Raw genomic sequence first — 16,191 nt, 5'->3', positions numbered from 1 at the left:
GAAAGTAATAGGGCGCTAGTAGGCAGTTCAAAATATAGGTTTAAAGCGCTAAAACCAAGCTTTGATAAGGTGCTAACGTCAGATCTGAACCTAATTGTGTTGTTGGCTCAAGATTACTGATTAAGCACTCCACAGAGCGGTTAGCAATATGCTCAGGCAATGCTAATGTTTGTGGCTCTGCACTAAAGTTATTTAGCACGACTAAGTGTTGGTCTGCATCTTTACGCTCATAAGCAAACACGGCAGAGTGCGTTTCAAACAGAGGAATAAAATCACCGTAGACAATCACTGGGTTCTGTTTTCTTAGGGCGATCAGTTTTTGATAGTGATAGAAGATTGAATTTTTATCTTCTAGCGCTGCGGCAACGTTGATCTCAGGGTAATTCGGGTTCAGTTTGATCCAAGGTGTACCTTGAGTAAATCCTGCATTATCAGAGTTATCCCAGTGCATTGGTGTGCGTGCATTGTCACGGCTATTGGCATGGATCCCTTTCATCATGCTCTCATGACTTACACCTGATTCGGTTTTTACTCGATAGAAGTTCAACGTTTCAATGTCTTTGTACTCTTCTAACGTATCGAATGCGACGTTCGTCATGCCGATCTCTTCACCTTGGAAAATATAAGGCGTGCCTTTCATCATATGCAGAGTGGTTGCCAGCATTTTTGCCGACTCAACACGATATTGACCATCACAACCGTATTTAGAGACAACTCGAGGTAAATCGTGGTTATTCCAAAATAGCGAGTTCCAACCCTTATTGTTTAGCTCTACTTGCCATTTGGTCATCACTTGCTTAAATAAGGCGAGATCAAGCGGCTTAGGCTTCCATTTATCGCCATCTTCCCAAAGCAGGGTAATGTGCTCAAACTGGAACACCATTGATAGCTCATTACGAGCTGGATCACTATAAAGTTGAGCACTTTTAGGTGTTGCTCCCCATGTTTCGCCCACCGTAAGCAAATCTTTATCACCGAATGTCGCTTGATTCATTTTTTGAAGAAGCGGATGCAAACGCTCACCATCACCCGTAATTTTTTTGTCGACTTCTTTGCCAATTAAATCGATAACATCTAAACGGAAGCCACCAATACCTTGGTCAATCCACCAGTTCATCATATCAAATACTTTTTGGTGAACTTCTGGGTTCTCCCAGTTTAAATCTGGTTGGCGTTTAGAGAATAAGTGAAAATAGTATTGTTGATTCTCTTCATCCCATTGCCATGCTGAACCACCAAAAATGGATCCAATGTCACTGGGTGCTTCGCCGTTTTCATCCGCATCACGCCAGATATAAAAATCACGATATTGACTATTTTTATCGCTTTTTGCTTCAACAAACCAAGCGTGTTCGTCCGATGTGTGGTTAACCACTAAATCCATTACCACTTTAATGCCGCGATCTTCAGCTTGCTGCATTAAACGCTTCATGTCTTCCATGGTGCCAAATTCAGCCGCAATCGCTTGATAATCAGAGATATCGTAACCGTTATCATCCATTGGAGATTGATAAACAGGAGAAAGCCAAATGACATCAATTCCAAGACCTTGCAAGTAATCCAGTTTACTAATAATACCTTGTAGATCACCAATACCATCATTATTTGAGTCACAGAAGCTACGAGGGTAAATTTGATATACAACACTGTTATGCCACCAACGCTTTTCCATATTTTTTTATTCCACTAACTAAAAGAAATTAAACGCAATATAGCGAAAAAAAACGGTGATGAATAATTGATAATTTGAACTCTGATATAGAAAAAATTTATATCATGGGTATTGTGAAGTCAGAATAATTACTGAGTGTTTATTATGGATAAATCATCACGCTATTTTTACGAAGTGGCTCGTCAAGGCAGCATTAAAGGCGCTTCTGAAAAACTGTTTATTAGTCAACCGACATTAACGACAGCAATTAAGAAACTAGAAGAAAACTTAGATGTGATTTTGTTTCATCGAAAATCCAAAGGGGTTGAACTGACAAGCTCTGGCTGGCTCTATTATCGTTATGTACAAGATTTGTTTGAAAAACACAGTCAAATGATGCATCAACTGACCGACATGAAAGCCAGAAGTCAGGGTAAGATAAAGTTAGGAATTGGTGAGGCGTGGTGGGAGTGTTTTGCCTCTGAAGTAATTAAACAATTTGTGGAGCAGCATCCAAATAACTCAATGTATATCGAGTTTGGTAATGGTCTCTCTATGCTAAATCAATTACTCAATGGTGATATTGATCTTTTTATCGGTCATGAAATCGAAAATATCGATCCAAGACATCGTGTATTGTTTATGCCTTTATTTATCGAACAAGAAGCGTGGTTTGTAAGGGAAGGGCATCCATTGTTATCAAATGATCTAACATCAAATGAGTTGGATAATTACCCTTTAATAAAAGTTACTCCTGATCACATCAGACACACGAAGATTTTGAATGATGAAGGTATGGAAGCGTTCAATCTTAAACAGCAAAAAACAGGAGTTGTGTATGAACTTAACTCCTTAAAAGCCAGTATTGATATGCTAAAAACCAGTGATGCGATCATGCCTTATACCGATCAAGTTAAAGAAAAAATGGCGGAGTTGGGAATTGTGACGCTTCCACAAGGATCAGAAAAATCAGGCAGTGTTGGGATTTATACCAAAACAGAACAAGTATCAGAAAGTATTCAGTACTTAGTCTCATTATTAAAAGGTAAATAAAGTAAAGATCGCCATGCGCTAAGACGATGTTTCAACGAAATATGTTACAGTGTGTAAATCTAAATATTAATAAGAGTCACTATCATGTCGAGCTTAGCTCAGTGGAGAAATCCCAAAACGTTTTTGATTTTAATATCTATTGTTGTTCCTATTGCTTTCTCTACATGGAATGCACTTTTAAATAACTTTGTTATCGAAAAAGCCGCCTTTACTGGTGCGGACATTGGTTTATTACAAAGTGTGCGTGAGATCCCAGGCTTTCTTGCATTTACCGCTGTATTCGTTCTTCTTTTTATTCGTGAGCAGAAGTTCATGATCCTCTCTTTGGTGATGTTGGCGGTAGGTGTTGCGATTACTGGCTTCTTCCCAAGTGTGTATGGCTTATTATGCACAACATTATTGATGTCGGTAGGTTTCCACTATTTTGAAACCTTAAAACAGTCTCTATCGCTGCAATGGTTAACCAAAGAAGAAGCACCAGAGATGCTAGGTAAACTTATCTCTATCGGTGCGTTGGCTTCTTTATGTACTTATGGCGTGCTGTGGGTATTGCTTGAATTAGTGCAATTAGAATTTAAATGGATCTATCTGATTGCAGGTTCAATTGCATTAATTGTGACGATCTTTATGTGGTTATCGTTTCCAAACTTTGAAACCGAAACACAACAAACTAAGAAATTGGTACTACGTAAACGTTATTGGTTGTACTACGCATTAACCTTTATGAGTGGTGCTCGTCGTCAGATCTTTATGGTGTTTGCTGGCTTCTTAATGGTTGAGAAGTTCGGTTATTCGGCTTCTGAAATCACGTTATTGTTTTTAGCCAACTACGTATTTAACTGGTTATTTGCTAAAAAGATTGGACGTTGGATTGGTGTTGTTGGTGAGCGCAAAGCACTGATGTTTGAATACATTGGTCTGATTTTTGTTTTTGTTGGCTATGCATTGGTACAAACCTCAGAAATGGCGGCAGCACTATACATTATCGACCATCTGTTTTTTGCTTTAGCATTAGCGATTAAAACCTATTTTCAAAAAATTGCCGATCCTGCTGATATGGCATCAACGGCGGGTGTGGCCTTTACTATCAACCATATTGCAGCTGTGGTTATCCCTGTTAGCTTTGGCTTGATATGGCTTGTATCACCTGCCGCTGTGTTTTACGTAGGTGCTGGAATGGCCTTTATTTCATTCTTATTGTCGTTAAATATCCCAGAAGCACCACAAGAAGGAAACGAAACTCGCATTTTTAAGTGGAACTGATTAAAGTAGTTGTACTTAAGAAGGAAGAGGGAATGTAGGCATGAATATGATAACTCATGATCCTGATAATAAGTGTTATCACATAGCACTTGAGGGAGAGGCAGTTGCTAAAGTGTATTACGAAAGAAAGGCAATATTCTCGATGTAATAAGCACGCGGATCCCTGATGAGCTACAAGGAAAAGGCTACGGCAAAGTAATGATGGAGTCGCTCTTACATGAGATGAGAACATCCAATTTATTGATTGTGCCTGTCTGCTCTTATGTGGTTCATTACATGAATAAAAATCCGCAGTGGCAAGATGTATTAGCGAAATAATTGAAACCTAGGTAGAACGTCTATCTAGGTTTTTTTGTATTGGATTTAGATAGAAACCAGTTGATAAAAGGAAGTCATGATGACGTTAAACGCATTTATTGTAAAACTAAGCACACAGCCTGAATTGATTGAATTTACAGAAACCATGGCCGTGATTGAGTCTCACTATGACTTTACGCCAACAGAATTTGCGAATGGTAATACGGTTAATTTGGCTGATCAAAATAATGGCTCATGTAAGATTTTTGCTTTCGCTTTATTAAATCAACTCAGTGTAGATCAAACATTAGCGTGTTTTGGGCAATATTATCGTCAGGATGTATTAGAAAATCCACAAGGAGATGATCATCAAAACATTCGCAATTTTATGGTAACTGGTTGGGCGGGTGTTCAATTTAAAGCTCAGGCACTTCAAGCGAAATAAACAAAATAAAATCAATAAAGAGATAGGATCATGATAAAACTTGCTGTTATTGGAACTAACTGGATCACAGAACGATTTTTAGCGGCTGCACTAGAAAGTGGTAAATATCAACTATCTGCAGTGTATTCACGCTCACTTGAACAAGCTAAAGCATTTGCAGATAAATTTAGCGTCAATTTAACCTTTGATTGTTTAGATAAATTAGCGGCGTGTGATGAAGTAGATGCGGTGTACATCGCAAGTCCGAATTCATTTCATGCTCCACAATCTATTAAGATGATGAAGCAGGGCAAACACGTTATCTGTGAAAAGCCAATCGCTTCAAATTACCAAGAAGCACAACTCGCTTATCAAACCGCACAAGAGAATAACGTGGTGCTGTTTGAAGCCTTTATGTCGCCATACTTACCTAACTTTCAGCAAATTAAGTCGCACTTGCCAAGTTTAGGGGCGATTAGAAAAGCGCACATCACTTATTGTCAGTATTCTTCTCGTTACCCTAAATACCTTAATGGTGAAAACCCAAATACTTTTAATCCAGAGTTTTCTAATGGCTCGATTATGGACATCGGTTTTTATTGTGTGGGTTCTATGGTTGAGCTATTTGGTGAGCCAACATTCATTCAAGCACAGGCGCATCTACTAGATTCAGGTGTTGATGGTAACGGCAGTATCATTTGTGGTTATGATGGCTTTGATGTTGTTGTTATGCACTCTAAGACCAGTGATTCTTATGTACCTAGTGAGATCCAAGGTGAAGAGGGGGCGATCTTAGCTGAGATGATCTCTATTGGCCAAAAAGTAACGAAAATAAACCGTGGTGGAGATACAGAAGACTTAACCCTTGAACAAAGCGCCAACCCAATGTTTTATGAAGCGTTTAAATTTGCTGAGCAAGTTGAATCGAATCAAATGGATATGCAAGCGGTTGAGCGTTCATTGCTTATATCAAAAGTAACCACAGAAATCCGTAAGCAAACAGGTGTGGTTTTTCCGGCTGATAATTAATTTTTATTTTATAGTAGTAACAAAGCCGAATGTATTATGCATTCGGCTTTGCTATTTAAAGATATTAACTGCTTTCTTGCAGTGAATACTTATCTCTATTTTTTAAGCATGCGGTGAGTCTATGTTTCATTGCTTGAGAGTAATATTGAGTAGTGAAGTAATAGCTATCTCCAAGAGCATCGACTAAATGAATCGGTGCTTCTTGTCTAAATTGATCTAATAACAATTCTTCTGCCGTTTCACTTTTTGGTTTGTATACGGCATATCCATAATAATTGACCCCAAATTTATTGAGTCTGATCGTTTTGTTATTAATCACTGCCGTTAAAGATGATTGAGGCGCTTCATTAAATCCCACCGAAATTTCAATTTTTTTGCAATCGTAAGTTACTACGGATTGGATGAAGGCATCATCAGAATTTTGAGCATAGATTAGAGAATTGAAATGAATATTGTCATCTGTCCAAATGGTTTCCTTTGCATAACTATTAAATGCTAAACATAAGATAATCATTAACGTAATTAATCTAGGCATATCCTTGCTCTCTTAATTAAGCAGCTTATGAATGATTGAAGAATATCTGTAGCTAATAGAAAAGAGGTGAAAGCTTAAAATTGCTGCTAATCAAGCACTTTTATAAAATAAAGTATCGGCGACCCTTCGTTTATATGTTTTGTAAATGGTTTTTACTTGAAATGCTTTTTGGTGAATGTCTTGTGGTTTCTAAAATGAGACTCTCGATACATGTATGAATTTAAACTCATAAAAAGTGAATAAAAAACTATACATTTGTGATTGTGAAATATATAGTCAATTTAATTGAATAAGTATTTACTCTTTTGCAGTATAAAAAGGAACGTTACTATGGAACAGACAGACATTACTTCCCTTATCCCCATTGCTATAACGCTGATTATCTCGTTAACGACGCGTAATGTGGTGGTTGGTCTTTTTGCGGGTGTTTTGAGTGGAGTAGCAATGCTAAACGGTTTGTTTACCACGCTTGACCCGTTTGAAACATTTGGTGTTATGGTTAAAAGTTATATCTCTCCTCAACTAACAGATAGCTATAATGCCGGAGTGATTGTATTGCTGGTTTTCATTGGTGGGTTTGTTGCGCTAATGGAAAAGTCGGGTGGTGGCCTTGCATTTGCAGAAAAAGTAACGCTTTGGGTCAAAAGTAAATTTCAGGCACAAACCTCGGCATGGCTAGGGGGATCATCATTTTCTTCTCTGATTTAGGTACGCCATTAATTGTTGGTCCAGTTTTTCGTCCTCTTTTCGATAAATTAAAAATCTCTCGTCAAAAACTGGCCTTCATTATTGATTCAACCTCATCACCTGTGGCTATTTTAATTCCATTCATTGGTTGGGGTGTGTATATCATGGGGTTAATTCAGAAAGAATTTACTGCATTAAATGTCACTGATATTACAGATTGGGATGCATTTTTAGGCGCAATTCCATATCAATTCTACGCAATTTTAGCGATAGCGATTGTTCCACTTGTCGCATTAAAGAAATTGGATTTTGGTCCAATGGCAAAAGCTGAAGCGATAGCAAGTAAGGGCGAACTTCATGCGTCGTCTGATATTTCAAAAGAAATATTCACGCATAAAAATGCAAAAGCCTCGTTTGTATGGGCACCGCTATTGGTGATGGGAGCTGTTTTGGTATTTATGCTTGCACCTCTAGGTTTCCCATTTGAAAAAGTCTCTGGTTCAGTGTTTCGTTCTGCTTTGTCTACCGCTTACTTCTTTGCCGCATTTACACTAATTATTTTAATGGCAATGAATAAGGTAAGAAGTCTATCGGATGGTATTTCTGTGTACATGAAAGGAATGGGTAACATGATGCAAGTTGCAATCATCCTTATTCTTGCATGGACTCTGAGCTCAGTGGGTAAAGAGTTAGGTGCGGCAGCTTATATTGCAGAGCAAGCTCAAAACGGCTTTCCATATTGGTTAGTGCCTGCGGTATCTTTTTTACTGGCAGCGATCATTTCATTTGCTACGGGATCGTCATGGGGAACATTTGCGATTATGATGCATTTGGTTATTCCGACAGCTATCGCAATTGATGCGCCGATGTTTGTATGTATTGGTGCTGTACTTTCTGGTGGTTTGTTTGGCGATCACTGTTCACCAATTTCTGAAACAACGATCTTATCTTCAACAGGAGCAGGATGTGATCAGTTTGAACACTTTAAGACACAACTCCCTTATGCATTATTAAATGGTGGAATCGCACTTGTCAGCTTTCTAATTGCAGGCATTTTTGATAACCCACTTATTTTCATATTAGCGTTAATAGCGCAGGTTACATTGGTAGTAACACTCGCTAAATTAACTCCAGAGAATATGTTCAATAAAAGCAAATTGGTGGCTGGAAATCAGCTAGGCTAGACGTTTACCTAAAGATGACAGCAATGAAACGGTCCTTAATTGGGCCGTTTTTTGTTTCACATTCATTCATGAAGAGCGGAGTATAAAGCTAAGAATGTAATTAAGAGGTTGGATATTTACAAAAACAAGAGACGTCGACCTAGGAAGATAAGTGTGAAGGGCAATAGGGTTTGACTGAGTTCTCTGTTCATATTTATATAGCAGGCAATTTATTTTTAGATATTTTCAATACACTGAATGTGGAGATGCAGATGCTCTGCCAATTTAAACTTATCCCCGGTCGCCTACTTACCCAAAAAGATTTGCCGTATATACTCACTCCCAATGAATTACTGGATCATCTTAATCGTTTTACTGATCTATCTTCATTAAAAGCGTCGTTACCTATTAATTTACAGCGTCATTCTGCAATTAGTGATTCACAAGGGGTATTTCAAACCGTCAGTCGTATTCGTCAATTAGTTGAACAGGGGGAGTGGGCTGCATTATCGTTAATGAACCAACATAGAAGTATAGATACTCTGCATTTAGCTCAAGGAAGTGGTCTAAAAAAACGTATTGATAAAGTGGTTAACCCCTCGGTTACTCGTTCTCGTTTAAAAGTAAAACCGACCTTACTTCGTTCAAGTTCAAACGCCTCATCCATTACTCTTATTTCTGAAAAAAAGAATGATAATAAAATCGTCATCGAGTTTGCAGGGCAATGGCCTAATAACGCGGCATCAATCTCGATTTCAAAATTAAAAAACATCAATGAAAAGACAGTAAAGCCAAAAAAAGACAACAAAAATGGACACCGGAGTCTCGTCGAATTTACGTCTTTAGATGATAGAAATCGAGCACTGTATTTGACGTTACCAAGTATGAACTCAGCCAAAGAGATAAACCTGTTACTGAGCGAATCATTACCTCCTGTAACCAAAGAAACAGAAATGGCAGAGTGGGATAATGTGTTAGTGCCTATGGTGCCTTTTAAAGCAAAAAATAGTGATTTTCTTCCTCAAGAGGCTTCTCTTTACCCATCCGGTTATATTTATATAGTGTGGAATAATAACGTTTGGCGAGAACTAAAAATCACTAAAGATTACCTGTTTATGGATATCGATTTAACGAGTGAGAACAAATCCAATTCTGGTGAAAAAGTAGCTAATCGATATGTAGATATTGCCTTAACACATCCAGAATACGGCTGTTATTTTTCAGATGAACCTTTTGATGTAAAACAAAATGGAAAAACGGTTTTTAGTGGCGTGCTTGATGTTTATGGGCAAGCAAGAGTTTTTGATTTAACGGAAGATAAAGTCATTATTGAGTTGCCTCAAACTCCAACTCATTATTCAATCGAGTTAGAAACGACAGAGAGTTTATTTGGCTCAAAACAAAGTGAAATACGCCCCGTTTCTGGGCACGCATTACCACATATTTGGGGACCTTACAAAATCGCAGGTCAACCTCAAACCCTTTATGCATATCATAGTTTGCCTCAGCTGACTGATGATCAATTATCTGAGTTAGCCAGTAATCCAGAGACCATGGCACAGCGTATAGAAGGGCTTGATAGCTATACTGAATTACAACAATTTAATGATGATAGAGCGTCTGTTATTGCACTTCAATCGTCACTTTCAAGTCAGGCTTTACCAGCGTCAATTGAAAAGCAAAGCGAGCAAGGTATTGCAGCTTTACTTATATCATCACCACAAGATGAGATTGTTTTTGCTTATTGTCAACATCCTACAGTCGATGAACCTGATGACTACTTTGAGTTATTTAATACAGAGTACAAATGGTCACAAAAGGTGTACTTAGGTCAAGCCTCAGCACTGGATGATGGCTATCAATCTATTCGATTTACGGGGTGGCCAAGTGAGGTTAAAACCGTCACGTTAAAACGAGTAAACAAAGGGAATGAGTATCACCCTGAGCAACCGCCAATCATCATTTACCAAGACATTGCAATCAGTGAATTAGTGTAGGGACACCATGAATTCAAAATACCTATGGACAGCATTATCTGCGCTTATTTTCCTAAACGGATGCAACCAAGACGAATTCTCAACGTTAAGTACAGCCGTCGAACCACCAAAAACTGACGTCGAATTGCTTAACAAGCAAGAGTGGGATGATAACCGTGTTTATGTCACTAAAGACAATTATATCTTAATGAAAGAAGCCAATGGCACAATTCCGGGAATAATGAAGCCTTGCTTTGTGGTGAACAGCGCCAAAGAGTGGCCAAGAGAAGATTTATCAAATGCGGATTCGTATGACTTACCGAGAGTGGATTTTAGGTGGGACAATGGTGAATTTACTAATGCCTCATCAGATGAGAAAGCGATTTATGAAGCGAGAGACAAAATTTGGAGCATAAAAACAGATGGCACCGATTTACGATTAGTGACTGATTTTTTAGATGTTGTTCCGCCAAGGCCACATAACAGAGCGGTAACGGTTAAAATGATGCGTCGGTCACCTAATAATCGCTACTTAGCTTGGAGTAATAACGTTGAAAAAGTTATTTTTGATTTAGAAACCCAAGAGTCGACAGTTTTAGGTACAGACAGAGGCCATTCTCAATTTCTCTGGGCAGAAGACAGTAGCTATTTATATTTTGAAGACAGAGCCAAATATTGGAAATACGAACTTGCTACAGGCAAAACCACTCAAATGGACGATGAATTTCATTTCTCAGAAGTTGGGGTGATATACGGTGGAAAGCGGTATGTGGTCTCTGATTTTGCTGTCATTGTGTATGACGAAAAAACGGATAAAAGACTATATGGTATAGGTTATCCCCAAAAAACTGACGCAAATTATGAACGATTTATGCAAGGTTCAAAATACAGCTCAGAATTTAAATGGAAAAATAAATCGATTAGTCCTGAAGGTAAGTATGTCTGGGGAGAAACGACAAAATATAGAGTGCTCATTAATACAGAAACACGAGATGTATTGGTAGAAACAATTGATCGTAAGAGAAAAAGCCAATACCGATTTTTTGATGTATTAGGACTTAATGCCGAATATGTTCGTTCGGCTTCAGCAGGCAGTGCAAGGCAATATAAATTAACAAAAGATAAAAAGTTATTTGCTCAAACTCAGCATTGGGGACAAATCTGCTCAGGCCATTCCGCAACACTGTCTTGGTTATACAACGGTTTTGCAAATAATGGTGCATTTATCAAGGAGGGTAAATGATGAGTAATAAAACGGCGCTAGCTGAAGGGATTTATTTATTTTCTACGCATTTTTATGGGGAAAATGATGAAAAACTAGGTCGATATGTTTATCAGGATTGGCATTCAAATCCAAAAATCGTAACTCTTGGAAATGATAGAAAAAATAATGGTGTAGATAACATTCGCCCTGTTCCTTTTACTCCCTTAATTGCCAATATAAAAGAATTAAGCGAACGAGTAGAAGATCAAGAAACCAATGGCATTTGGGGAACAGATAAACATGGGCTGATCCATGCACTTGATACTGGCGTACAAACGATTGAAGAAAGTGGCGATTTTGAATACCTTCAGCATAAAAGTGTGGTCAACCATTTAGATGATGACCAGTATTCATTGTGTTTTCCGCCGTTAGCTATTTTAAGTCGCTTGGCCATTAGCAAAACCACGCCCATAGAGATAGCAAAAGAGTTATACCGTTATTCCTCTATGGTAGACAAAGATAGTGACGTGACATTTGCTTTAACTGAGATAGGGGTAGATCAACTCGCTAAGCCATTTGAACCCTCATTAAATGGGTCATTATCTCAGGAGCAAAAAGAGTATAACCAATGGCATGAAGAGGTATCTAAAAAGGGAGAGTCTTTAAAAGGGTTTTTATTGCCATCACAAGCGATATGCAGTGTCGTTTTTTCTTCAAAAGTGTATATCAATGCAAGAATTAGTGTATCGAAATTTATATCAAAAGAAGGAAGTTCAAACTGGGAAACTATAGCAAGTGATATCCCTGTAGCTTTTCCTGAAGAGGGTACTGATGATTTCCCAAGTGCACTTATCAATGTTAACCCTGAATCCTTCCAAGAAGGGTATTACAGTATTCGAGTAAATTTTCACCCAGATAATTTTGATGGTGGTATTCCGGAATATATCACTAATGCAAATATTACAAAGATCGTCGATCTTGATGGTATTACAAGCTACCAATACGAACTCCGAGAATACATACGTTTTGATAATCACACACCATTAGGAAAAATGGCCATTGTGTGTGGGGATATGATTTCCCTTGAAGAATCTTTAATCTGCCAGTTTCCACAATATCTTTCGCATCTCACTGCGCATTTAAAAGGAAAAGCAACCAATACAAAAGCCCTTGAAAGCCCTGCTTTAACGAGCCTTGCGGTATTAACCGGAGCTAACAAAGTAAGCATGATGCTTGGTATGGATTTATTGGCGGATGGCTTAACGCCACAGCTAGATAATGGCCCAACTGCAATGGTAAATAATATTGCCAAGCTGTATTGGGAAGAAATAAAAAATAAGAATTTACCAACAGCAATGCAAGCCACGGGAGAAATTTTATTTGGCTTGCAATCAATGGGAGAAGGGCTTGGTAAATTAAAAGAGCTAACCGCATTACAAGCTGGTAGTGCGACTTATCGTGCTGAATTTGGTGCATCGGCATTATTTAAATCCACCATTTTTGATAAAGAGAAGTATGCTCAATTTACCGAATATCTCGCTAAGGCTAACCAAGAATTTAAAGATGGAAAATACAAAGCCGCAGTTGGTCGATTATCAAAAACATGGCTGCAAGGTGCTGATTTGGCTGGGCGAGGGTTAGTCGCCGTTGATACATTAAATAATATTGCCGCGCTTTTTAATCACGGAAAAGAAATTGCTGAGCAAAAGAAAAAAGCAGAAAAAGCGCGTGGCAATATGGCTGAGGTTGCTAGTGAATATTTGAAACATATTCCAGTTTGGACGGAAACGCAATTAGAAATAAATAAAGAAAATAAACAGGCTTTTGAGCAATTAACGATTAAAAATAAGACCTTGTTTAATGACGACTACGGCTCTGGGATTGAAGTGGTTTTTGAGTTTGATAAGAAAACCGCAGATACATCAATGGTTCGTCAAGGTATTGCAGATATTGTCTCTTTCTTAGAGAAGCAACCTGATGTTCATATCGTTATTGAAGGCCACACCTGTCAGGTCGGCACCAATCAATATAATATGAATTTATCGCAGCAACGGGCACAAAATGTTGCTGATCTATTCCCTAAAAAACTTCAAGAAAAAATAACGGTGATTGCCTTTGGTGAAACTCAGCCATTAGTAGAGGCCACAGGACGAGAAGTTTCATCAGATAATCTTAAATTAAAAGTAAACCGCAGAGTAAAGATAAAAGCTTACTTAAAGGTTCTTGATATTGTGTATGCACCAAGTAGAAGTGGAATAGGGGTGCTAGAACGTTCTCGTCTAATTACGCTAAATGCAATGCAAAAAGAGGATGATGCAATATTAGCTGCCCAACTTGCGTTGTTAGAATCACTCGTAGGAGTTGCTTGTTTTATTCCTGTTATAGGGCCCGCAGCAAGAGGTATGTTATTAATAAAGGAAGGTTCTAATATTGTTCAATCTGGTTTGGCTTTCTTAGATGAAATGCTTTTTGATTACGCTTATGAAACCATTGTCAAAACAGAAGGGGCGAAAGACGATCTTGCTGATTTAGCCAAAATACAAATGGAATTATTAAGTCAGTTAAGACAGTGGGACAGTAAGTTAGAAACAAAACTCACGAGTTATGAGAGCTTAACCGCGTATTTAACTAAAGATGAAACTAAAAATGAAATACTAAAGCGTTATCAATTACGAGCACTGGCTTTTAACGGATTGATGATGGTTTTGCTTTACGCTCATAGTGAAAACCAGAAGATGCAATCAGGTGAAAATTTAAATTTAACGTTAGATAAATACGATATTAAGGGCTATATCGAAAAGTATCTGCAAAATGATTCATGGTCAGTCAATACGATTAAAAGTAATGATTTAGGGACCGATTGGATCAATCAGTGCAAACAGAAACAGAAGCAAGATATCACCCTACATTATCAAACCTTACCTACACCGGTTCCTGCATTCAATTATCTGCAATATCAAGCGCCACAAGATAAAGGAACAGTGAGCGGAAAGTTTAGCCGTGCATTTCCTGTTCAGGGATTATTGTATGAACTACCAAGTGAAAACAAAGAAAGAAACAATTTATTTGAAGAATTTGCACAAAACTTTTCTCCATTACCGCCAGCCATTGATTTAGATGAGATAGCTCTTCAACGAGTATTAGTCTCAGATCAAGAAGGTAAAGAGTGGGTTGAGTATTCAAAATGGAAGAAAGAAAATCAAAGAGTTAAGATTAATCGCTTATCGCCATTCCACCGTTTAAAAATACAAATTGTTTTAAGTGGCGAAGATAAATCTGTATTCCCTTATGAAATAGGCTATCAACGAGTTGATGGTGCAAATATTGAAGGGCCAAAATTCAGCGTATTATTTAAACCAATGGCATTGTCTGATTTTACCTATCAAGATGAGAAATTAAAGGCTGTATTTGGTCAAGAAAAAGCGTTAACTGCGATTGAATTTGAACCTTTCTATTATTTTGGTAACCAACGAATTTATGGTTTAAAACCGATAGTAAGTAAGCTGCGAGTTGAATCCTTGTATGCTATACATTGGCTAGGGTTGCAAAAAATACTGAATGTGAAAGAGAGCGCTTTTGAAGAATATGTATCTAGTGGTGGTTTTAGACATATGCGTTACGAACTGCAATTGCAAAAACCGAACAGTAAGCATCATCAAGCCATATTGTTTGATGAGAATAATAATGATGAAATTCACATTGGTGTGCGCAGTGAAAATAGCCATAAAGTCATACTGGAAGACAGCAGTAGTGGTTCGACACAAACCCTTAACTTTATTTCTGAAGGACGATTATTAGAGGTTGAAGAGTTTACTTATTCACAGACTGTTGGTGAAAGCGTTTCTATAAATGTCATCGATAAAGTACTTTATCAAGCGGTAGGAGTTGATTACAAAAACAAATGCTACTTAGCTAAACCCAAGAATGAAAAGCAAACAATAGGTGGTTTTTCATGGGATAAAGCGGATGAATTAGAGACATTGCATATATTGGTTTGCGGTGAGAGCCATAAAGACGAATATGAAACCTTAAAGGTGGATTGGAAAAGCGTAGACGCCATGGTGCAATTACAAACAGCAGGTTATGTGTCAGAGGAAGAAAAAACATCGTACCATTATCACCAAGCGAGTAATCATACTGAAAATTCGTCCTCTTATACTGAAAGTTATTTGAATAAAAACGCTAATGTCAAAAAAGTGGGTGGGCCAATTTATCAATCAACACTCAATTATGTTGGGGAGATTTGTCATAATGGTGCTTGGAATCTTTCAATAGATAAAGAAAGTAAAGAGACATTAACTGATAAAATCAGTACCTTTTTAAATCTGTCTATCCATGAATTAAATAATAGCTCTTCTTCATTGGATAAGAAGAAAGCATACGCAGTGCATGTGATCAGCTTTAACCTTAAGTATATGACGCCAACAGGGATTAATGCGTCGGGGTTACGTCCATTTGGTGACATTGTACAAAGTAAGGAGCACTTGTTTAATTTAAACGTAACTGAGCTTAAGCAGCTTAATACAGAATCTGGCGTGTCTTTAGATGGTAAAACATTAAAGTTAGCCATGCCGACATTGAATCATAGTCAGTTAAATGATCAAACCATGCCATGGATGGAACCTGGAGCTAAGGGTAAACAGGGAGTCAGTGGAGATATTGCTAGTGAGTGGGATGGGTTAGATGAAAAACAACGCATACAGCGAATAAAAAAATGGATAGAGAAACAACCGACCGCCATTGAATTAAAGTCTAAGCAATTTTTGTAATGTAAAAAAGTAAGCATCGTTCAGATAAACTAGCAACAAATAGGCTGACGGTGCTTACTATTTATACCTATCGTATGGTGTGAAGAGATTAAAATTTGCATATTATGCTTAAATATCATGCAATCAATTAGTTAAGTGTA

General features: G+C 37.8%; 9 protein-coding genes and 2 pseudogenes. 9 read left to right on the top strand and 2 right to left on the bottom strand.

Annotated features, from left to right (window positions below; all coding sequences use genetic code 11):
- Positions 1-40 precede the first annotated feature (40 nt).
- Positions 41-1,672 (bottom strand): alpha-glucosidase, encoded by a 1,632-nt coding sequence (locus AAFX60_017910; protein ID XDF79055.1) that lies wholly within the window; start codon positions 1,670-1,672, stop codon positions 41-43.
- Between the two features lie 144 nt (positions 1,673-1,816).
- Here AAFX60_017910 and AAFX60_017905 point away from each other — a divergent pair, with 144 nt between their 5' ends.
- From AAFX60_017905 to AAFX60_017885, 5 genes and pseudogenes are all read left to right on the top strand, one after another.
- Positions 1,817-2,704: a LysR family transcriptional regulator gene (locus AAFX60_017905; protein ID XDF79054.1), complete on the top strand. Its 888-nt coding sequence runs from the start codon at positions 1,817-1,819 to the stop codon at positions 2,702-2,704.
- Between the two features lie 84 nt (positions 2,705-2,788).
- A complete protein-coding gene (locus AAFX60_017900) occupies positions 2,789-3,967 on the top strand; it encodes an MFS transporter (GenBank protein XDF79053.1) in 1,179 nt (392 codons plus the stop codon).
- A gap of 40 nt (positions 3,968-4,007) precedes the next feature.
- Positions 4,008-4,285, top strand: a pseudogene (locus AAFX60_017895) (GNAT family N-acetyltransferase).
- Positions 4,286-4,361: 76 nt separating this feature from the next.
- Entirely contained in the window at positions 4,362-4,709 is a 348-nt protein-coding gene (locus AAFX60_017890) for a HopJ type III effector protein (protein ID XDF79052.1), read from the top strand.
- Positions 4,710-4,739: 30 nt separating this feature from the next.
- The gene (locus tag AAFX60_017885; GenBank protein ID XDF79051.1) at positions 4,740-5,717 is read left to right on the top strand and encodes a Gfo/Idh/MocA family oxidoreductase; all 978 of its coding nucleotides are present in this window, start codon (positions 4,740-4,742) and stop codon (positions 5,715-5,717) included.
- Positions 5,718-5,781: 64 nt separating this feature from the next.
- Here AAFX60_017885 and AAFX60_017880 read toward each other — a convergent pair whose 3' ends face one another.
- Positions 5,782-6,252 (bottom strand): hypothetical protein, encoded by a 471-nt coding sequence (locus tag AAFX60_017880; protein ID XDF79050.1) that lies wholly within the window; start codon positions 6,250-6,252, stop codon positions 5,782-5,784.
- A gap of 330 nt (positions 6,253-6,582) precedes the next feature.
- On the opposite strand from AAFX60_017880, the pseudogene AAFX60_017875 reads away from it, so the two are divergent.
- From AAFX60_017875 to AAFX60_017860, 4 genes and pseudogenes are all read left to right on the top strand, one after another.
- Positions 6,583-8,123: pseudogene (locus AAFX60_017875) on the top strand (Na+/H+ antiporter NhaC family protein).
- A 251-nt stretch (positions 8,124-8,374) separates the two neighbouring features.
- Entirely contained in the window at positions 8,375-10,099 is a 1,725-nt protein-coding gene (locus AAFX60_017870) for a hypothetical protein (GenBank protein XDF79049.1), read from the top strand.
- Positions 10,100-10,106: 7 nt separating this feature from the next.
- Positions 10,107-11,321, top strand: a complete 1,215-nt coding sequence (locus tag AAFX60_017865; GenBank protein XDF79048.1) for a hypothetical protein — start codon at positions 10,107-10,109, stop codon at positions 11,319-11,321.
- On the top strand, positions 11,318-16,051 hold the full coding sequence (locus AAFX60_017860) for an OmpA family protein (protein ID XDF79047.1): 4,734 nt from the start codon (positions 11,318-11,320) through the stop codon (positions 16,049-16,051). The genes AAFX60_017865 and AAFX60_017860 overlap by 4 nt, the downstream gene beginning before the upstream one ends.
- Positions 16,052-16,191: the final 140 nt, after the last annotated feature.

Source organism: Aliivibrio fischeri, assembly GCA_038993745.2.
Classification (GTDB): Bacteria; Pseudomonadota; Gammaproteobacteria; order Enterobacterales; family Vibrionaceae; genus Aliivibrio; species Aliivibrio fischeri_B.
Note: the sequence above shows the minus strand (reverse complement) of the source record. Positions and strands in the feature narration are given on the sequence as shown.

Coding starts and splice junctions, on each gene's coding strand:
- AAFX60_017885 (XDF79051.1), top strand. CDS start 4,740: ATGATAAAACTTGCTGTTATTGGAACTAACTGGATCACAGAACGATTT.
- AAFX60_017860 (XDF79047.1), top strand. CDS start 11,318: ATGATGAGTAATAAAACGGCGCTAGCTGAAGGGATTTATTTATTTTCT.
- AAFX60_017880 (XDF79050.1), bottom strand. CDS start 6,252: ATGCCTAGATTAATTACGTTAATGATTATCTTATGTTTAGCATTTAAT.
- AAFX60_017870 (XDF79049.1), top strand. CDS start 8,375: ATGCTCTGCCAATTTAAACTTATCCCCGGTCGCCTACTTACCCAAAAA.
- AAFX60_017865 (XDF79048.1), top strand. CDS start 10,107: ATGAATTCAAAATACCTATGGACAGCATTATCTGCGCTTATTTTCCTA.
- AAFX60_017890 (XDF79052.1), top strand. CDS start 4,362: ATGATGACGTTAAACGCATTTATTGTAAAACTAAGCACACAGCCTGAA.
- AAFX60_017900 (XDF79053.1), top strand. CDS start 2,789: ATGTCGAGCTTAGCTCAGTGGAGAAATCCCAAAACGTTTTTGATTTTA.
- AAFX60_017910 (XDF79055.1), bottom strand. CDS start 1,672: ATGGAAAAGCGTTGGTGGCATAACAGTGTTGTATATCAAATTTACCCT.
- AAFX60_017905 (XDF79054.1), top strand. CDS start 1,817: ATGGATAAATCATCACGCTATTTTTACGAAGTGGCTCGTCAAGGCAGC.